Source organism: Brevundimonas sp. P2_A6 (genome assembly GCF_056404975.1).
This window is the reverse complement of the sequence record NZ_JBFUCZ010000001.1, coordinates 393,809-411,579: the sequence shown is the minus strand read 5'-3', so window position 1 is coordinate 411,579 and position 17,771 is coordinate 393,809. Positions and strand designations below refer to the sequence as shown.

The following is a 17,771-nucleotide window of genomic DNA, read 5'->3' as shown; positions in this document are numbered from 1 at the left end:
CGAAACCCCTCACCCTTTCGCGCGAGACCACTCGCTTCGCTCGCGGGCGCTCAAGCCCTCTCCCGCAGGGGGAGAGGGAGGCCGTCACATCAACTCGCGCTGAACTTCATTACCTTCAGGGCATCGAAGTTCTGCACCCCGCCCCCGACCCGCTTGGTGGTGTAGAACAGCACATAGGGCTTGGCCGAATACGGGTCCCTCAGCACCCGCACGCCCGCCCGGTCCACGATCAGATACCCGCGCTGAAAGTCGCCGAACGCGATCGCGAAACTGTTCGCCGCGATGTCGGGCATCGTCTCGATCTCGGTGATCGGATACCCCAGCAGGCTCGCCGTCTCGCCCGGCCGCGTCGCCGGTGCCCAGATGTAGTTACCGTCCGCGTCCTTGAACTTGCGCACGGTCGAGACCGTCTTCCGGTTCATCACGAACCGCCCGTTCGGCCGGAACTGGGCCTTGGGCGCATAGATCAGGTCCAGCAGCTTGTCCGTCGGACTGGACGCCGAAAACGCACCCGCCGCCCCCGACGCCACATAGCCGATGTCGCCCCAGGCATGGCTCGCATCCGCCACGATCGAATAGCCCAGAAAGCCCTTGGGCTTGTTCGTCCCGTCGCCGTTGACGAAGGCCTGGGTCTCCTGCGCGGCGAAGGCGTCCTCGACCTCGCCCGCCAGCCATTCGTCCAGATCGACCAGGGCGTCGTCCAGCAGGGCCTGCGTCGCGGCCGGATTGGCGTACAGGTCCGCAGCCGGAAACTCGAGCAGAGCCAGGGTCGCCGGGTCCGTCTCCGGCCGCGCGGCCGTCTCCGCCACCCACCCGCTGGCGATGCCCGCCGTCGACACGGGCTTCTTGAAGGTGCCCGACGCCACGGTCCGCACCGTCGCGATCTCGCGCATCGGGCTGGTCGCCATCAGCCGACGCTCGATCGCCCGCTCTGTCTCGGACGGCACGACATAGCCGCCCGACGTCGGCGCCGAACTCAGCCCCGCCTTCAGCTCCAGCCCGAGCTCGCGCCCCGTCCGCACATAGCCGTTGAACGCCGCCTTCGCTTCGGGAGCCGACGCCACCACGGCCGCCTCACCCCCGATGGCTGGACGCCGGGCCTCGCTCAGCGCCCGGTCCAGACGCGCCTGCGCCTGCCCCACCGCCTGGTCGATCCGCGCCACCTTCTCCTCCAGCAGCATGTCGGCCGAGGCCTTCTTCTCGATCTCGCTCAGCCGGGCATCGTTCGCCCCTTTGAACGCCTCGAACGCCGCCATCATCTCATGCATGGCGGCGCGCGCCTCCGCCGAAGCGGACGCGGTCTTGATCTCTTTCATGGTGTTCCTTTTTGCTTCCCTCTCCCGGCGGGAGAGGGCTTGAGCGCCCGAGAGCGCAGCGATCGGACTCGCGCGAAAGGGTGAGGGGTCGCTCTTTCCGACTTCCCTGCGCTCCCACTTCGCGCCAGTCTCCCCCAGGTTCACAGGGGATCTCTGACATGCGCCTATCGACGCTTGCCGTGCTTTCTGTCCTTGGCCTGACGACCGCCGGGCCGGCGCTCGCCCAGACCCCGGCACCGGCCATCCAGTCGGCCCCGGCCCCCGCCGACGTGGCCTCCTCCGACGCCATCGTCGCGGCGCTCTACGCCGTCATCTCCGGCGACTCGGGCGTCCCCCGCGACTGGAACCGCTTTCGCGGCCTGTTCCACCCGGCGGCGAAACTCATCCCCATCGGCACCCCCGCCGACGGTCCGTCCACGGTCACCTTCATGAGCCCGGACGACTACATCGCCCGCGCCGAGCCTTTCCTGCTGCGAGGTTTCCACGAGCGTGAGGTCGCCCGCCGCGTCGAGACCTTCGGCCACCTGACCCACGTCTTTTCGACCTACGAGAGCCGCCACGCCGCCACCGACGAAGCCCCCTTCGCCCGCGGCATCAACTCGATCCAGCTCTTCAACGACGGCACCCGCTGGTGGATCGTCAGCGTATACTGGCAAAGCGAAACCCCGACGATCCCGCTGCCGGCGAGCTATCTCCCAGAGGACTGAACCGCGCCCCCGGCAGCATCGGAAACGTCACCAGCGACACCTCCCACAGCTCGACGCCCGACAGCACCCGAAGCCGCCCGTCCCGCCTGGCCTTGGCCGCGCGGAAGCCGATCGACAGTCCGTCCAGCGCGCCCGCGCTGGTCCTCGACCACCTCGTCCCACACCCCCACGACCGCGCGGCTCTCGTGCTGATGCAGCATCCGCACCCCGCCCGCCCCGGTCCGCCTCAGGCTGTCGGCGAAGGCCCCCCTGGCCACCACGTCACCGTTCAGATCCGCCACGCCCCACAGGGAGGCATAGCCGTGGATCAGAAGTGGCGAGTGGTCAGTGGCGAGTGGCGAGTGCCCTAAACCGCCCCCTGATCCGGGTGTCATCCTGTCGCGCTTGGCCTCAACCTGGACCGGTTCGCGGTCCCACTCGCCACTCGCCACGAACCACTCGTCACTCACTTCCCATCCTCCAGCCGCTTCTCGATCCGCTCGACCGCCGCCCGCGTGGCGATCCCCTGCTCCTCCAGCCGCGCCAGCCGCTCGGCGACCAGCCTCTGCTCCCCGACCCGGTCCTCCAGCGTCGCGATCCGCGCCGCCGCCCCTCCGGCCCAGACCAGCCCGCCGATCAGTTGCACCACCAGCGCGAGCGCCAGCCCTGTGGCCAGCTTCCTGATGTCGTCCATCACGCCCCCACCCCCGCCATCCGCCGACGCTCCTCGTCCGTCAGAAACGCCGCGTTCGACAGCCGCGCCCACAGCGCGTCGCGCTCGGGCTGCAGAGCCGCCACCGCGTCCAGGTCCGGCTCGATCCGCACATTCTCGAACCGCCCGCCCAGCCACCCGCTCAGCGCCCCGGCCGTCTTCCTCGCCAGCGGCACCACCGTCCCCCGCCAGAACGCCGCATTGGCCTCGCGATAGTTGGCATAGGTCGCATCCCCGGGAATCCCCAGAAGCTGCGGCGGCACCCCGAACGCCAGCGCGATCTCCCGCGCCGCCGCATGCTTGCCGGCGATGAAGTCCATGTCGGCGGGGCTCATCGACATCGGTTTCCAGTCCAGCCCGCCCTCCAGCACCATCGGCCGTCCGGCATTGCCGGCCCCGGCATGCGCCTCGCCCAGCTCGGCTTTCAGCATCGCGAACTGCGCCTCCGTCAACCGCTCTCCGTCCGCCCCCTTGAACACCAGGGCGCCACTGGGCCGGGCCGCATTGTCCAGCAGCGCCTTGTTCCAGGCCCCCGAGGCATTGTGCACATCGATGGCCGAGGCCGCCGCCTCCAGCGGCGAGAATCCGTAATGGTCATCGGTCGGGTTCCACAGCTTCAGCTGCATCACCGGCATCCAGCCGTCGGCCTTGCGCCCGATCCGCACCGAGCGCCCGCCGACCGAATACTCATAGGCGTCTGGCCACCCCGCCCGCCCCGGCACCACCTGCACTCGGTCGGGCCTCAGCGACCACAGCTCGTCCGGCTCCTCCTCTCCCACCGCCTCGACATAGGCATTCCCCGCCGTCTGCAGCGCGCCATAGACGCCCTCCAGCCACTCGGCCCCCGACTGCTCCGGGTTCGGCTTTCGCAACAGCTGGGCCACCGGATGGCCGTCGTCCCGCACGCCGTCCACGAACACCACCAGCGGCGTCGCCGCACAGGCCTCGGCGATCATCCTCACGCAGCGATAGGCCACGGCGTTCCTGGCGAACCCCTCGCGCGCCAGATTGCCGTAATCCCGTGGCGTCCACTTCGGCCGCCCGGCCCCAGTCATCGCAACCAGCGGCCCGGTGCGACTGGCCTTGATCTCGGCCACAGGGGTCCGTCGGCCGAACAGCCGTTCCTGCCAGTGCATTCTCGTTTTCCTTGTGAAGATCGATTCGTCAGCGGCCATTTCGCTGGCGCAGCATTTCAACGTTCGTTACTGGTCCGGCGGCAGCGATCGGGGGGACCGTGTTGCAACCCAAGTTATTCTTCGACGAGATCGTCGGCCTGCGCATCTACCTCGCGTTGTGGGTCGCCGTGGGCCACGCCTTGCAGATGTCGGGCTTTCTCGAACCGTCGAACCCGCTGCTGGGAATCCTGCTGAACGGCCACGCCGCGGTCGTTGTCTTCATGATCGTCAGCGGCTTTGTCATCACCAACCTGTTGCTCGTGAAGCAGGAGGGCTACGGCCGCTACATCACCCGCCGCTTCTTTCGTCTGTTTCCGGCCTACGTTTTCTGCTGCGTCGTCGGCTATTTCCTCGCCGATGACTGGGCCAGGCTGATGCCGGCCGTGTCCTGGGCCAACAGCACGGGCTGGCAGGCCTATGCGGCGTCCGTCTATGAGATCTACGACGAGGTGACCCTCAACGTCTGGCCTCACCTGGCGCTTCACGCCGTGATGCTCCACGGTGCCATCCCTGACCAGATCCTCAACCGCGCCGCGATGACCTTCCTGCCGGCGGCCTGGAGCATCTCGCTGGAGTGGCAGTTCTATCTGGTCGCGCCCCTGGTGATCGCGGCGACCCGCAAGGGCTGGCAGATCGCCGTCGTCGCCCTGGTCGCATTGGTTGCCTATGTCGCCTATACGCGCGGCCTGCTCGGTGCCTATGACATCGGATCCTCGATCGCCGGAGCGTCTCAGTATTTCCTGATCGGCATCGTCTCGCGCCTCGCCTTCACGCCCCTGACCCGCCTGTCGCTATCGCCACTCGGCATGTCCGTCCTGGCCGTGTTCGTCGCCGTCGCGCTCTGCGACGATGCCCTGCCCCTGATCGTCTGGGGCGTCTTCTACTGTTACCTGCTCTGGCACCGGAACGCCCCCCTGACCGGCCCCGTGTTCAAGGCCGTTACGACCGTGCCGATCATCCAGCTGCTGGGCGAGGCCAGCTATTCGCTCTATCTGATCCACAGGCCCGCCCAGATCGCCCTGGCGAGCCTGCTCCTGCCGTTCGCGACATCGTCGCAGTTCGCGATGCTGGCCGTCCAGCTGGGCGCTGTCCTGCTGGCATTGCCCGTCAGCATCCTGATGTATCGCTTCATCGAAAAGCCCGGCGTCAGGATCGGGCACCGTCTCGCCGGGCTTGTCCCCGAGAAGGTCGAACATCCGACGCCGCGCTAGGCTCGACACGGGGGACGCCAGCTCAAGCCGCCACGGCCATGGCCGCGACCCGCTGACGGATATAGGCGGCGTTCTTGCCATAGCCCTGCTGGCTCAGGTGGATCACGTCGAAATAGTCGCCGGTCCCCAGCAACACATTGTCGAACAGGTTGATGACCGGGGGCAAGTTCAGGTTCGCCGCCACCGTATCCGGCACCGCCAGATGCGCCGCGTCCATATAGTATCCGGACCCCGTGCTGCTTGCCTTGTGTTCCTTGACCAGCGCGACATCGCCGCCCCGGCCGACCAGCTTGGTGGCCAGCGATTGCAGGCTGGTCTGGAACGTCGCGGCCGACTGGCCCTGGTTCTGCTCGTTGACGCCGAACCCCACGGTCCACAGGTCCACGCCCGACACGGCATCCAAGGCGTTGAAAGGGCTGTAGCTGGCGGTCGTGACCAGCATGTCCGACGCCTTCCAGCTGATCGCGCCCATGTTCCACACTTCCAGCCGATAGGTGACCGTGCTCCACGGCACGATGCCGACGAGCGCGATGGCCCCACCCGTGCCGTTCCGCGCGATCTTGATGGGGGCCGTGTCGTCGTTGGCGCGGGTGACGGTGACCTTGCCCAGCGTGGTGGCGGTGCCGTTGCAGTTGACGGTCGCATAGGTCGTCGTCTGGGCCGCGTCCTGCACCACGAAGGTGCCGAAGCCCGAGCCGATGGTGTAGTAAATGTCGAACCGGTTGGCGTTGAACTCGGGCACATAGGCGAACGCCGTCGTCTGCGCGGGGTCCGCGCGATAGATCTGGCCGCCGATGCTGACCGCGCCGGGAAACGTCCAGTCGCTGCCGATAGAGGTGATGGTCGTGTCGTTGCCGTTCGTGACGATCTGGTTCGCCGCGCCCGTCGAATAAGCGTTCATGTTGCCCCAGACGGCGTCTCCCCTCGACGGCACCCCGGCAGCGGTCCACAGGGCTGCGATCTGATGAGGGGCGCTGTTCTGGCGCAGCAGGTTGGTCGTGATCGCGTTACTCCCTGCGCCGTCCCCCGTCGCGGCCTTCGCCCCGGCTCCGGCCGTCGTGCTGTCGCCGATCATGGACATGACGGCCCGGCCGCTGTTGCCGGACAGCCGCGCCAGGGCGGCGGCGAAGGTGGCAAGGCGAACGACACCGCCGTTCGTAAGCGCCAGCCCGGCGGAGGCATAGCTCAGCGGCTGACCCAGGCTCAGTCCCATGGTTAGGCCCTCCCGATCGACGCGCTCAATCGAACAGGGCGACCAGGCTCTGCGCCGTCGTCCCTGTCTGCATCACGCGGCTGCACTGGATCGGCAGATAGCCGACCGGATGGTTGGAAAAGGCCACCGCCGCCCCGCCGGGAGAGGCCACCGGCACGACCCGCACATGGCCGGCGACCCCGACATACAGCGCCTTGGCCACCGCGTTCAGGTCGGTCGTGTCGCTGGGCGTGACCGCCTCTGCCCGCCGGGCCGGAGACGCGGGCGAGGGATCGCGCGACGCATAGGCGTCGGTCGGATTGGGCATTGAAAGCCTCCTTGTTGTAAGTTCAGATCAGCCGGATGCGCGGTCCGGCGGACCGGTCCAGCAGCAGTTGCGAGACCGCCCAGACCAGGGCGTCCGCCCGGTCCGGACTGTGTCCGGGCGCTTCGCCGCCCAGCCCCATCAGTTCTTCTTCCAGGGCGTTGAAGCGGCCGCAGTGCACCACCCGCCCCTGTTCATACAGGGCGGCGACCGGCTCGGCCCGCGCCCGCTTGCCGCGCGAGGCGTGGACCAGCTTGACCTTGATTGTGCACCCTGCCTGTTCCAGCACGGTGCGGACCATGTCCCCGCCTTGATTGGCCTCGGCCACGATCTGGTCGGCACCGACCATCCCGGCGGTCTCGACCACCCGCCGGGCCCAGCCCAGCGGCGTCAGCCCCCGCACCGACCGATCCGCCAGCACATAGGCACGGCCGTCCAGCCGGCCCGCCGCGACGATCCCGCAGGCATCGCCCGTGGTCGTGATCGGCGGATCGACCGCGACGATGATCTTGTCCAGCCGATCCGGCCGCTCGCCCCGAGCCCCCGCGATATCCTCGGCCCGGAACAGGGCCCCTTCCTGCTCGACGACCAGCCCATCCATCTCCTGCGCCTCCAGCCGCGTCCCGGCATAAAGGTCGCGCAGATGAGTCAAATAGATGGGCGGCAGGTTCGCGGCGTTCGCCTGGGTCGCACCCCGGGTCGTCTCTGTCCCCGGCTCGGCCAGCAGCGTCTTCAACGCCGCGATCGGCCGGGGTGTCGTCGTCACCACCAGTTGCGGCGCCTCGCCCCGCCTCAGTCCAAATCTCAGGTTCGACAGCACCCGTCCCGGCTCGCGCCAGGCACAGAACTCGTCGGCCCACGCCGCGTGGAACTGCGGCCCCCTCAGACTGTCCGGATCCTCGGCCGAGAACGCATAGGCCACCGCCCCGCTGCCCGGCCAGACCAGCCGCTTGCGGCCCGCCTCCCAGCGGGGTCGGTCGTCGCCCTCGCCCATGGCCTTCAGGCCGGACGGGCCCTCCACCATCACCTCGCGCACGTCGTGCAGCGCCGGTCCGACCAGGGCGAAGGTGAAGGCCCCCTTCAGCGCCTTGCTATGCAGCCAGTGAGCTCCGGCAAAGGTCTTCCCGGACCCCCGGCCACCCAGCATCACCCAGGTCCGCCACGGCTCCGGCTCCGGCACCTGATGTCCCGCCAGCCGGGGCAGCGCCTTGTGCGCCTGGTTCCAGTCGCGCTGCGTCTCGAGCTGCACGGGCCACCCGCTTGGCCTCGACGATGGCTGTGTGGTTCTCCAGTCGGTCGAGCAGTTCGGCCCGATAGCGTTCGACCGTTTCGGGATCGGGTCTGTCACCGTCGTTCATCTCATCCTCTGTGCGATCGGGTTGCTGCGCGGCGGCGGCCATGATCCGCCGGGCCGCTGCCTCCACGGCCGCGACCGCGCGGGCCAGGTTGGTGATGGCGCGGATCTTTCTGTCGATCGCGGCTGGATCGTCCCGGGGGGCGTCCATCTCGGCCACCGTTTCGGTGACGTCGTCGATCATGTCACGAAAGCGTTGCAGCTTGCCTTCGACCCATGCGGCCTGAACCGCCGCCCCGTCCCGCTCATAGCCATTTCCCGCCATGCCCAAACTATAGCGGACCAGCGTCACAAGGCGCGTTCGAGGGCGCGTTAAACTGAGCGCCCCTTGATTCCAGACGGCTTTTCAGCCCGATCGCGGACAGTTCGCGTGCCGGCGGCGGACAGCGCTCAGATCAGGAGTGCCGCAGGCGCGGGGGCCAACGCCCTGCGTACCCGCTCGACCAGGGCGACCGGCCGGAAGGGCTTGGCGACATAACCGACGCATCCCAGAGCCAACGCCTCGCGCACTGTTCCAGTCTGTCCGTCTGCCGTCACCATCAGCACCGGCGGTGTTCGGGTCAGCCGCTTCATGGCCGCCATCAGGTCCAGGCCGCTCATTCGCGGCATGTGGACGTCCAGCAGCATCAGCGCGAACCGCGACCGCTTCAACAGGTCCAGGGCCGCCTCGCCGCTGGGCTCGGTGGCGACCTGAAACCCGGCCTGCGTCAGGATGACGTCCATCATCTCGCGGATGTTCGCGTCGTCATCGACGACCAGGATTGAGGGGCTCATGCGACGACCTTTCCTGCGGTGGGGGCCTGGGGCTGAAGCGCCCGCGTCATGGCCTGAACCAGGGCCGAGATTTCGATCGGCTTGCCGACGTGCCCGTCCATGCCGGCGGCGCGACACGCCTCGACCTGTTCGGGCTGGACATTGGCGGTCAGGGCCAGGATCGGCGTTTCCGCTGCGTCGCCGCCCAGGGCGCGGATGGCCAGACAGGCGTCCAGCCCGTCCATCACCGGCATGTGCACGTCCATCAGGATCAGGTCATAGTTGCCGTTCGCGGCCACCTGAACCGCCTCGGCTCCGTCGCAGACGGTGGTCAGTTCGACGCCCCATGCCTCCAGCAGGACCCGCACCAGCTCGCGGTTGGCGGCCGCGTCGTCGGCCATCAGCACTTTCAGTCCGTCGGGCAGGGCGTCCAGCTCGTCATCGGGCATGACATCCAGCGGTTCGGCCACGACCAGCGGCACCTCGAACCAGAAGGTCGATCCCCGGCCCGGCCGGCTGGTCGCCCCGATCTCGCCCCCCATCATCTCGATCAGCCGGCGACAGATCGCCAGTCCCAGCCCCGTCCCGCCATAGACCCGCGTGGTCGAAGCGTCGGCCTGGGTGAAGCGTTCGAACAGGGCGTCGATCTTCTCCGGCGCGATGCCGATCCCGCTGTCGGTGACCGCCACGCGCATCCGCTCGCCGGCCACCGCGACATCCAGCCGGATTTCCCCGGAAGCCGTGAATTTCATCGCGTTCGACAGGAAGTTCAGCGTCACCTGCCGCAACCGCCCTTCGTCCCCCATGATCGCCTCGGGCAGGGCGCTCGACATCGTGACAGCCAGCGTCAGCCCCTTGGCCTCGCACTGGGTCTCTACGATCGAGGCCGCCGCCTGCGCCATCGCGACCGGATCGAAGGCGACAGGATCCAGATCCACCGCCTCGGCCTCCAGCTTGGAATAGTCCAGGATGTCGTTGATCACGCTCAGCAGCGCTTCGCTGGACGTGGCGATGCGGTCGGCATAGCGCCGCTCCGCCTCGGGCAGCGCCTGACTGGCCTGCAGCAGCCCCGAGAAGCCGATCACGCTGGTCAGGGGTGTGCGCAGTTCGTGGGACATGTTGGCCAGGAACTCGGACTTGGCCCTGGCCCCCGCCTCCGCCACGTCCCGTGCCTCGATCAGGGCATCCTCCAGCCGCTTGGTCTCTGTGATGTCGCGCACCACATCGTGGAACTGCACCACCCGCCCGTCCCCGTCTCGGACCAGGGTCGTGCGCGCCTCCATCCAGCGAACCTCGCCAGAGGCCACGCTGGCCCGATAGACGACCCCCGGCTGGATCGTGCCCGGCGCGGCCCGGACCATCTCGCGGAACCGCGCGGCCAGGGCGGGGACATCCTCGTCCAGGATCAGATGGGTCACAGCTCGCCCGATCAGATCGACCGGCGCGATGCCCGTCGCGGCCTCGACGCTGGGCGAAATGTACTGGATCAACCCATCGACGCCATAGGTCACGATGATGTCGCTGGCCCGGTCCGCCAGCAGGCGATAGCGCGCCTCGCTGGCCTCGATCCGCGCCCGGCCGCGAACCCGCTCGGTGACATCCTGGAACACACCGAACAGAGCCGTCGTCGCGCCTGCCGCGTCCCGCTCCGGCCTGCATTGGGAATTGACGATCCGTTCCTCGCCGTCCTCGCGCACGATCCTCAGGCTGAACTCATCGGCCTCCCCGGTGGCGATCGCACGTTCGCACCAGTCCGCCACCGCCTGGCGATCATCCGGGTGGTAGCAGGCGACGGCGTCGTCCAGGCTGGGATCGAACGTCGCGCGGTCCTTTCCGTGGATCCGGTAGACCTCGTCGGACCAGGTCACATGGCCCGAGGCGACGTCCAGCCGCCAGCAGCCGACACCCGCCAGCTCCTCGGTCATGCCCAGCGTCTCGACCAGTTCGGCCTGGGCACGCTCCGCGTCCTTTCGCGCCGTCACGTCCCGGACGCAGTCGTGGAACTCAACCAGGTCGCCCTTGGCGTCCCGGATCGCGCGCGGCGTCGCCTCCAGCCACACCGTCCGACCATCGGCCGTCATCGCCTGATATTCATAGCGGGGGCTGGGTGCGTCCGGCCCGGCCCTGACATAGTCCTTCAGGATCGAACGGATTCGGGCCAGTTCGCGTTCGCACACGAAGGCGGAGCAGTCCTTGCCCAGCATCGTCTCGGGATCGCGACCCAGCACCGTCCGGACCGACGGCGAAATATAGGAAAAGCGCCCCTTGGAATCGAAGCGCGCCACGATGTCCGTGGCCGTCTCGGCCAGCAGGCGATAGCGTGCCTCGCTGGCCTCGACCTCTTCCTGCTTTTTGACCTGGTCTGTCATATCCTGAAAGACGCCGAACAGGACCACCGGACGACCCGTTTTATCGGTCTTGGTCCGAGCTCGGGTGATGACGCGGCGCACTTCACCACTCTGGCGCACCAACCGTAGTTCCAGGTTGTACCCCTCACCGGTGGCGATGGCCCTCTCGACGCAGGCCGCCAGCCCATCCCTGTCGTCGGGATGGTAGTCCGCCAGCACATCGGAATAGCTTGGATCGAAGGTCTGAGGATCGCGCCCGTGGATGCGATAGACCTCGGTCGACCATTCGACCACGCCCGTCATGAGATCGAACCGCCAGTGCCCCAGGCCGGACATTTCCTCGGCCATGGTCAGGAGCTCAAGGCGCTCTCGCTTGATGCGGCGGGCCTGGGCGTGATCGAACTGGTCGCCCGCGATTCGCGCGATCTGGATCAGAATTTCCATCTGCGATGGCGTGGGTGCCGCTCGCGGGACCACGTCCATGGCGGCGATGGCACCGATGGGCTTTCCCGATCCATCACAGATCGTCACGCCTGCGAGGAACCGCAGGTGGGGTTCGCCGACGACCAGCGGGTGCTGGCGCAGGTCCGGATCCTGGAGTGCGTCGGTGATCACCAGGGTGGCGCCCGGCCCCATCCTCACCAGTCGCTCGCTCACGCTGAGCTCTCGCGGCGTTGAGTGCTGCCCCAGACCGATCTGGGACCGAAACACGGCCAGATCGTCTTCCAGGATCGACACCAGGCCATAGGGGACGTCCAGCACCGCGCACACCATGGCCGTCAGCCGGTCGAACGACGTGGGTAGCGTCTCCGGCACGTGTTTGACGTCGCGCATGCAACCCTCGGCTAACCTACTGTTCCATCTTCGAATCATAGAACCGAAGGTTAGGTTAACGTCGCCGTCACCCCCGCTCGGCCAGCCACTCCACCGCCTCGTATTCGACCGCGTCTTCAGGCTTCTCAAGTTCGACTTCGCTGATCGTCTGTCCCCGGATCGACACGCCTGCCGTGTGCACGCTCTCCGGATCGCCCGAGATCAGGGGATGCCAGTTCGCCAGCCCCCGCCCCTCGTGCAATCGGCGATAGGCGCAACTCAGCGGCATCCACCCCAGCGCCTCGATGTTCCATGGCGTCAATTTGATGCAGTCCGGCACATGCTCCTTGCGGTTCGCATAGTCGGTGCAGGCGCATTTCTGCCCGTCGAACAGCTTGCAGTGCACCCTGGTCGGAAACACCTCGCCGGTGTCCTCGTCCTCGAACCGGATCAGGCAGCACAGCCCGCACCCGTCGCACAGGCTCTCCCACTCGGGGCGGGTCATCTGCTCCAGACGCTTGGTCTGCCAAAACGCCATTAATCCTCCACCGCGAAGCGGCGGAGGGGGACCGCGCGAAGCGTGGTGGAGGGGGCGGAAGCGTGCGAGATTTCAATCATGAGAGCGCCCGTCATTACCCAGAAACGCGCGAGAAGTCTCCGCAAGGAAATGACGCCCCCCGAAGCGGCGATGTGGCTCCGTCTCCGCCAACGCATTCCCGGCCGCCCCAACTTCCGCCGTCAGCACGCGATTGGTCCCTTCATCCTCGATTTCTATTGCTCGGCCTTGAAGCTGGCGGTTGAGATCGATGGCCAGATCCACCTCGCTGACGATAACCCCGAACGCGATGCCCGTCGGACCACATGGCTGAATGCTCAAGGCATCGAGGTCATCCGCATCCCTGCCACCACGGTCCTGCGGAATGCCGACGGAGCCGCCGAATACATCTGGCAGGCGGTTACTACCCGTCTGGCAAATCAGTCCCAAATCCCCTAGATCACGCACGCTTCCGCCCCCTCCACCACGCTTCGCGCGGTCCCCCTCCCCCGCTTCGCGGGTGAGGATTTAGGTATTCCATGGCTCCCCGCTCTTCTCCGAGACCCCCTCTCGTCGCCCTGAAGGACGTCCGTCTGCAGGACGGCCCCCGTCCCCTGTTCGACGGCGTCGATCTGTCGATCGAACCCCGCACCCGCTCGTGTCTGGTGGGCAAGAACGGCGCGGGCAAGTCGACGCTGATGAAGGTCGTCATGGGTCTGATCGAGCCCGACAGCGGCACCCGCTCGATCCAGGGCGCGGTCAAGTTCGCCTATGTGCCTCAGGAGCCGCTGATCGCCGGCGACACCCTGCTGGACTACGCCATCTCCAACGACGCCGAGCACTGGACCGCCGAGTCCTGGCTCGAGACCTTCGGCATGAACCCGCACAAGTCCACCAAGGGCCTGTCCGGCGGCGAGATCCGCCGCGCCGCCCTCGCCAAGGCCTTCGCCGAGGAGCCCGACCTGCTGCTGCTGGACGAGCCGACCAACCACATGGACATCATGGCCATCGAGTTGCTCGAGAACGAGATCATCAACGCGCGCTGCGCCGCTCTGATCGTGTCCCACGACCGCGCCTTCCTGAACCGCGTGACCCAGTCCTGTCACTGGCTGGAGGGCCGCCGCGTCCGCACCCTGAACAAGGGCTTCGACGCCTTCGACGAATGGGCTGCCAAGACGATGGAAGAGGAGGCCATCGCCTTCCAGAAGCTGACCAAGACGATCGAGCGGGAAACCGCGACCTTCTACTCCTCCATCACCGCCCGCCGCAGCCGCAACGAGGGCCGCGCCCGCAGCCTGGACGCCCTGCGCGCCGAACGCGCCGAACAGGCCCAGGATCGTCCGCGCGAGATGTATCTGGGCGTCGATTCCGGCGGCACCTCGGGCAAGCTGGTCGCCGACCTGAAGGGCGTCTCCAAGTCCTTCGGCGACCGCATGGTCATCAAGCCCTTCACCAGCCGGATCCTGCGCGGCGACCGCCTGGCCATCGTCGGCCCCAACGGCGCGGGCAAGACCACCCTGGTCAAGATCATGCTGGGCGAACTGGCTCCGACCGAGGGCACGGTCAAACTGGGAGCCAGCCTTGAGACCGTCTATCTGGACCAGTCGCGCGACGGCCTGCGCAGCGACATGAGCCTGTGGGATGCCCTGACGCCCGGCGGTGGCGACTCGATCATCGTGCGCGGCATCTCCAAGCACGTCGCCGCCTACGCCAAGGACTTCCTGTTCACCGAGGCCCAGCTGCGCCAGCCGATCTCGACCCTGTCGGGCGGCGAGCGCAACCGCCTGCTGCTGGCCCTGGCCCTGGCCAAGCCCGCCAACATGCTGGTCCTGGACGAGCCGACCAACGACCTCGACATGGACACCCTCGACAAGCTCGAGGAGCTGCTCGAGCAGTACGACGGGACCTTGATCCTGGTCAGCCACGACCGCGACTTCGTCGACCGCCTGGCCACCTCGACCATCGGCATGAACGGCCGTGGCGACATCGTCGAGACCCCCGGCGGCTGGTCCGATTTCATCCGGCAGAATCCAGGGTTTTTGAAGCCGAAGGAAGGCGCATCCGCGGCCCCCGCCGCCAAGGCCCCCGAGCCCGCGCCGCAACCAGTCGCCCCGGCGGCCAAGCCCGGCAAGCTCTCCTTCAAAGACCAGCACCGGCTGAAGGAGCTGGACGCCCTGATCCACGCCCTGCCCGACGACATCGCGGCCCACCAGAAGCGCCTGGACGACGTCAACTTCTACGCCCGCGACCCCTCCGGCTTCGCCTCCACCATGAAGGCCCTTGAGGCGGCTCAGCAGAAGCTCAACGCCGCCGAGGAGGAGTGGCTCGAGCTGGAAGCCAAGCGTGAGGCAATGGTCGGCTGACACCGTCAGGAACCGACGGCAACCGAAGCGATCCAAAGCCTGTAAATGCCGGGCCGAACACGATTTTGAGGGCAGAATGATTCGCATCGCACTTCTCGTCGGCTTTGCGGCCGTCCTCGCAACGCCGGCCTTCGCCCAGTCGGTGGAAGCAGGGTCTCGCGCCCCGACGTCGGAGCTACGCCAGGCCCGGGCCGCCGCCGAAGCGCGAACGGGTCCGCAGGCCATCCTGGAAGCGGTCGATGTCTGCCAGGCCTGGATGACGACGGCCGAGGACAACGGGCTCGATCCGTTGACGCCCTACCAGCAGGCCGTCCACGACGCCGTGGCCCAGATTTCCATGGATTTCGTCGACGTCCAGACCCATGCGGGCAACGACAATGGAGCCTATCTGGCATTGAACGGCGCGCTAGACGTCTGGATCAACGAGGGGCACGGCGGCTGTCCGCTGAACGACGGCGCCGAGGGCGGGCGCAATCTCGAACTCAACCGACTGCGGCCCGGCGTGCTGGCGCTTCTGGGCACCGAGGACTCCGGCTGGACCGCTGACGAGGACAACGTCTGGGTCCGCTATGATGGCTGGGGCCTGTACCTCGGCGAGGACACCAGCGACCCGCAGGCCTGGAGCATCGCGCTGGCGCGCTGAACGCACGCGCCATCGGTTCTTGTGCATAACCCAACCCACGACGAACAGCGGACAAATCCCGTCCGTCCACAGAACTTACGGCGGTTATGCACCGGGCCTGCCGCCATGTTGCACAGCGGCACGGAAACGACCGCTTGCCGGATCGGTCGATCGGCGCGAACCTGATTTTGCCGAGGGACACGGCGGCGCGGAAACCCAGGGAGACCGGGGTTTCAAGCGGGTCGGTCCGGCTCTTTGACCAAGGGTTCCAAGCCACTTCGGTGGACGCGGAAAGACCGGGCAGGATCAAGGCTCCCGATCTCAGCGCTTCGGTGCGGAGGTCACGGGGAACCGGATCGGGATCGATGGACGGCGCGAGGGTCAAAAGCCCGGACGGTACGCCACAGACCAGGGGCCGCCAGGATACAGCCGACCGTCGCCGGGTTCGCCCGCCGGCGCTGACGCCAGGGTCCAGAACCTCAATGGCCAAGTCCCAACCCGGACTTGGTGGGGGGACGTAAGCACCGGTTCGCCCGGACTTGCGTCCCCTCGCTCAATTCTGAAGTGGGCTATCGCTCGACGCGCGGCGTCTCGCTGCTTGAGCCCGCCCACACTCCTTCACCAGCATCTTCGCGTCCCACGCATTGGGCCAACTTGCGCGCCGCACGCGTTCGTGTGTATAAATGCGCACATGAACAGCCGTGACGTCATCAAGGCTTTGCACGCCGGCGGATGGGTCGAGGTTGCTCAGAAGGGATCGCACAAGCAGTTCCGCCATCCGACCAGACCGGGTCGCGTGACCGTTCCGCATCCCAAACGTGATTTCCCGATCGCCACCCTGCGCTCGATCGAGCGTCAGGCGCAGATCACCCTGAGGTAACGCCATGGCCCAGTTCATCGCTCTGATCCACAAGGATGCCGACAGCGACTACGGCGTCCATTTTCCCGACCTGCCGGGTCTGGCCACCGCTGGCACGACCCTGGACGAGGTCCGCGCCTTTGCCGAGGAAGCTCTGGCCCTTCATCTGGAAGGTCTGGCCGAGGATGGCGAGCCGATCCCCGAACCCAGCAGCCTGGAGACCGTCATGAACGATCCAGACAATCGGGACGGCGTGGCCATCCTCGTCCGGGCCGAGACGCGGTCGCGGGCGGTTCGGGTCAACATCACCCTGCCGGAAGACGCCTTGCGCGAGATCGACACCTATGCCGAGGCGCATGGGTTCACCCGATCGGGCTTTCTGGCACAGGCGGCCAGGAGGCTGATGCAGTCGGCCTGACCCTGCGGCGACGCTCCGCTTCCCAACCCTGCGTCCTCGCCCTAGTTTGCGGCCATGCCGTCCCGCCCGACTCATTCCGTCGTCAGCCGCCGCCTGATCCTGGCGGGGGGTGTCGCCGTCACCGCCATGGGACTGGCGTCGTGCGGAAGCTCCGAGGCACCCGTCGATGAACAGGGCCGGGTCCGCATCCGTTTCGCCACCGACTGGCGCGCCCAGGCCGAGCATGGCGGCTTCTATCAGGCCCTGGCGTCGGGGGCCTATGCGCGGCGCAACCTGAACGTCGAGATCATCCAGGGCGGCCCCGGCGTGAACGTGCCCCAGCTGCTGGCCGCAGGTGCCGTCGAGCTGGGCATGGGCTCGAACAGCTTCATCCCCCTGAACCTGGTCGCGGAGGGGGCGCCCGTGAAGGCCGTCGCCGCCTTCTTCCAGAAGGACCCCCAGGTCCTGATCGCCCATCCCGACCCAGCCCTGACCGGCATCGCCGACCTGACAGGACGGCCCTTCCTGCTGGCTGACGCCTCGATCACCGCCTTCTGGGTCTGGCTGAAGGCCAAATACGGCTTCACCGACGATCAGATCCGGAAATACAACTTCAACCCCGCCCCCTTCATCGCCGACGATAGCGCGGTCCAGCAGGGCTATCTGACCAGTGAGCCGTATACGATCGAGAAGACCGCCGGGTTCGAACCGCGCGTCTTCCTGCTGGCCGACGAGGGCTATCCCTCCTACGCCACCATGGTCCTGTCGCCGGATGGCTTCGCCCGTGACAATGCGGCGGCGCTGCGCGGCTTCATCGCCGCCTCGGCCGAGGGCTGGCGCGATTACATGCGGGGCGATCCCAAGCCCGCCGATGCGCTCATCAAGGCCGCCAATCCCGACATGACCCAGGACATCCTGGACCAGGCCCGCGCCAAGCTCAGTGAATACGGCATCGTCGATGCGGGCGACGCCGCCCTGTATGGGCTCGGGGCCATGACCGAGGAGCGCTGGAAGGCCTTCTTCGACGTCACCAGCCAGGCGGGCGTCTATCCCCCGAACCTGAACTGGCGCGACGCCTTCACCGACAACTTCCTGCCCGGCCGTGGCTAG

At 67.4% G+C, this 17,771-nt stretch carries 18 protein-coding genes and 1 pseudogene; 8 read left to right on the top strand and 11 right to left on the bottom strand.

Features of this window, described 5'->3' with window-relative positions:
* Positions 1-89: 89 nt before the first annotated feature.
* Entirely contained in the window at positions 90-1,316 is a 1,227-nt protein-coding gene (locus AC1DW4_RS02100; RefSeq protein ID WP_477015582.1) for a phage major capsid protein, read from the bottom strand.
* A gap of 179 nt (positions 1,317-1,495) precedes the next feature.
* Between AC1DW4_RS02100 and AC1DW4_RS02095 the strand changes: the two genes are divergently transcribed.
* The gene (locus tag AC1DW4_RS02095; RefSeq protein WP_477015581.1) at positions 1,496-2,023 is read left to right on the top strand and encodes a hypothetical protein; all 528 of its coding nucleotides are present in this window, start codon (positions 1,496-1,498) and stop codon (positions 2,021-2,023) included.
* On the opposite strand, the pseudogene AC1DW4_RS02090 reads toward AC1DW4_RS02095, so the two are convergent.
* From AC1DW4_RS02090 to AC1DW4_RS02080, 3 genes and pseudogenes are all read right to left on the bottom strand, one after another.
* A pseudogene (locus AC1DW4_RS02090) lies at positions 1,956-2,397 on the bottom strand (HK97 family phage prohead protease). The gene AC1DW4_RS02095 and the pseudogene AC1DW4_RS02090 overlap by 68 nt on opposite strands.
* 71 nt (positions 2,398-2,468) lie before the next feature.
* Positions 2,469-2,696 carry a hypothetical protein gene (locus tag AC1DW4_RS02085; RefSeq protein WP_477016199.1) on the bottom strand — a complete coding sequence of 76 codons (228 nt, stop codon included), beginning with the start codon at positions 2,694-2,696 and terminating at the stop codon, positions 2,469-2,471.
* Positions 2,696-3,850, bottom strand: a complete 1,155-nt coding sequence (locus AC1DW4_RS02080) for a phage portal protein (protein WP_477015580.1) — start codon at positions 3,848-3,850, stop codon at positions 2,696-2,698. Before AC1DW4_RS02080 ends, AC1DW4_RS02085 begins: the two co-directional genes overlap by 1 nt.
* A 101-nt stretch (positions 3,851-3,951) precedes the next feature.
* Here AC1DW4_RS02080 and AC1DW4_RS02075 point away from each other — a divergent pair, with 101 nt between their 5' ends.
* The gene (locus tag AC1DW4_RS02075; protein WP_477015579.1) at positions 3,952-5,100 is read left to right on the top strand and encodes an acyltransferase family protein; all 1,149 of its coding nucleotides are present in this window, start codon (positions 3,952-3,954) and stop codon (positions 5,098-5,100) included.
* 22 nt (positions 5,101-5,122) lie between these two features.
* On the opposite strand, the gene AC1DW4_RS02070 is transcribed toward AC1DW4_RS02075, so the two are convergent.
* The 7 genes from AC1DW4_RS02070 to AC1DW4_RS02040 form a co-directional block, all read right to left on the bottom strand.
* On the bottom strand, positions 5,123-6,313 hold the full coding sequence (locus AC1DW4_RS02070) for a hypothetical protein (protein ID WP_477015578.1): 1,191 nt from the start codon (positions 6,311-6,313) through the stop codon (positions 5,123-5,125).
* A 25-nt stretch (positions 6,314-6,338) separates the two neighbouring features.
* Positions 6,339-6,620, bottom strand: a complete 282-nt coding sequence (locus AC1DW4_RS02065; protein WP_477015577.1) for a spike base protein, RCAP_Rcc01079 family — start codon at positions 6,618-6,620, stop codon at positions 6,339-6,341.
* A 22-nt stretch (positions 6,621-6,642) separates the two neighbouring features.
* A complete protein-coding gene (locus tag AC1DW4_RS02060) occupies positions 6,643-7,764 on the bottom strand; it encodes a DNA-packaging protein (RefSeq protein WP_477016198.1) in 1,122 nt (373 codons plus the stop codon).
* Positions 7,709-8,236, bottom strand: a complete 528-nt coding sequence (locus AC1DW4_RS02055) for a hypothetical protein (protein WP_477015576.1) — start codon at positions 8,234-8,236, stop codon at positions 7,709-7,711. The genes AC1DW4_RS02060 and AC1DW4_RS02055 overlap by 56 nt, the downstream gene beginning before the upstream one ends.
* Positions 8,237-8,361: 125 nt before the next feature.
* Positions 8,362-8,745 (bottom strand): response regulator transcription factor, encoded by a 384-nt coding sequence (locus tag AC1DW4_RS02050; RefSeq protein WP_477015575.1) that lies wholly within the window; start codon positions 8,743-8,745, stop codon positions 8,362-8,364.
* Positions 8,742-11,906: a PAS domain S-box protein gene (locus tag AC1DW4_RS02045; RefSeq protein WP_477015574.1), complete on the bottom strand. Its 3,165-nt coding sequence runs from the start codon at positions 11,904-11,906 to the stop codon at positions 8,742-8,744. The genes AC1DW4_RS02050 and AC1DW4_RS02045 overlap by 4 nt, the downstream gene beginning before the upstream one ends.
* A gap of 67 nt (positions 11,907-11,973) precedes the next feature.
* On the bottom strand, positions 11,974-12,423 hold the full coding sequence (locus AC1DW4_RS02040) for a YcgN family cysteine cluster protein (RefSeq protein ID WP_477015573.1): 450 nt from the start codon (positions 12,421-12,423) through the stop codon (positions 11,974-11,976).
* A gap of 78 nt (positions 12,424-12,501) precedes the next feature.
* On the opposite strand from AC1DW4_RS02040, the gene AC1DW4_RS02035 reads away from it, so the two are divergent.
* The 6 genes from AC1DW4_RS02035 to AC1DW4_RS02010 all read left to right on the top strand — a co-directional run bounded on the left by AC1DW4_RS02035 (position 12,502) and on the right by AC1DW4_RS02010 (position 17,771).
* Positions 12,502-12,879, top strand: coding sequence for an endonuclease domain-containing protein (locus AC1DW4_RS02035; RefSeq protein WP_477015572.1), 378 nt, complete (start codon positions 12,502-12,504; stop codon positions 12,877-12,879).
* Between the two features lie 80 nt (positions 12,880-12,959).
* A complete protein-coding gene (locus tag AC1DW4_RS02030; protein WP_477015571.1) occupies positions 12,960-14,783 on the top strand; it encodes an ABC-F family ATP-binding cassette domain-containing protein in 1,824 nt (607 codons plus the stop codon).
* 76 nt (positions 14,784-14,859) lie between these two features.
* A complete protein-coding gene (locus AC1DW4_RS02025; RefSeq protein WP_477015570.1) occupies positions 14,860-15,426 on the top strand; it encodes a hypothetical protein in 567 nt (188 codons plus the stop codon).
* 670 nt (positions 15,427-16,096) lie between these two features.
* A complete protein-coding gene (locus AC1DW4_RS02020) occupies positions 16,097-16,285 on the top strand; it encodes a type II toxin-antitoxin system HicA family toxin (RefSeq protein ID WP_477015569.1) in 189 nt (62 codons plus the stop codon).
* Positions 16,286-16,289: 4 nt separating this feature from the next.
* Positions 16,290-16,682: a type II toxin-antitoxin system HicB family antitoxin gene (locus AC1DW4_RS02015; RefSeq protein WP_477015568.1), complete on the top strand. Its 393-nt coding sequence runs from the start codon at positions 16,290-16,292 to the stop codon at positions 16,680-16,682.
* Between the two features lie 54 nt (positions 16,683-16,736).
* Positions 16,737-17,771, top strand: coding sequence for an ABC transporter substrate-binding protein (locus AC1DW4_RS02010; protein WP_477015567.1), 1,035 nt, complete (start codon positions 16,737-16,739; stop codon positions 17,769-17,771).

Excerpts from the sequence above, each read along its gene's own strand:
- AC1DW4_RS02070 (WP_477015578.1), bottom strand. The coding sequence starts at position 6,313 with ATGGGACTGAGCCTGGGTCAGCCGCTGAGCTATGCCTCCGCCGGGCTG.
- AC1DW4_RS02050 (WP_477015575.1), bottom strand. The coding sequence starts at position 8,745 with ATGAGCCCCTCAATCCTGGTCGTCGATGACGACGCGAACATCCGCGAG.
- AC1DW4_RS02060 (WP_477016198.1), bottom strand. The coding sequence starts at position 7,764 with ATGCTGGGTGGCCGGGGGTCCGGGAAGACCTTTGCCGGAGCTCACTGG.
- AC1DW4_RS02045 (WP_477015574.1), bottom strand. The coding sequence starts at position 11,906 with ATGCGCGACGTCAAACACGTGCCGGAGACGCTACCCACGTCGTTCGAC.
- AC1DW4_RS02025 (WP_477015570.1), top strand. The coding sequence starts at position 14,860 with ATGATTCGCATCGCACTTCTCGTCGGCTTTGCGGCCGTCCTCGCAACG.
- AC1DW4_RS02030 (WP_477015571.1), top strand. The coding sequence starts at position 12,960 with ATGGCTCCCCGCTCTTCTCCGAGACCCCCTCTCGTCGCCCTGAAGGAC.
- AC1DW4_RS02040 (WP_477015573.1), bottom strand. The coding sequence starts at position 12,423 with ATGGCGTTTTGGCAGACCAAGCGTCTGGAGCAGATGACCCGCCCCGAG.
- AC1DW4_RS02065 (WP_477015577.1), bottom strand. The coding sequence starts at position 6,620 with ATGCCCAATCCGACCGACGCCTATGCGTCGCGCGATCCCTCGCCCGCG.
- AC1DW4_RS02020 (WP_477015569.1), top strand. The coding sequence starts at position 16,097 with ATGAACAGCCGTGACGTCATCAAGGCTTTGCACGCCGGCGGATGGGTC.
- AC1DW4_RS02015 (WP_477015568.1), top strand. The coding sequence starts at position 16,290 with ATGGCCCAGTTCATCGCTCTGATCCACAAGGATGCCGACAGCGACTAC.
- AC1DW4_RS02035 (WP_477015572.1), top strand. The coding sequence starts at position 12,502 with ATGAGAGCGCCCGTCATTACCCAGAAACGCGCGAGAAGTCTCCGCAAG.
- AC1DW4_RS02080 (WP_477015580.1), bottom strand. The coding sequence starts at position 3,850 with ATGCACTGGCAGGAACGGCTGTTCGGCCGACGGACCCCTGTGGCCGAG.
- AC1DW4_RS02100 (WP_477015582.1), bottom strand. The coding sequence starts at position 1,316 with ATGAAAGAGATCAAGACCGCGTCCGCTTCGGCGGAGGCGCGCGCCGCC.
- AC1DW4_RS02055 (WP_477015576.1), bottom strand. The coding sequence starts at position 8,236 with ATGGCGGGAAATGGCTATGAGCGGGACGGGGCGGCGGTTCAGGCCGCA.
- AC1DW4_RS02010 (WP_477015567.1), top strand. The coding sequence starts at position 16,737 with ATGCCGTCCCGCCCGACTCATTCCGTCGTCAGCCGCCGCCTGATCCTG.
- AC1DW4_RS02085 (WP_477016199.1), bottom strand. The coding sequence starts at position 2,696 with ATGGACGACATCAGGAAGCTGGCCACAGGGCTGGCGCTCGCGCTGGTG.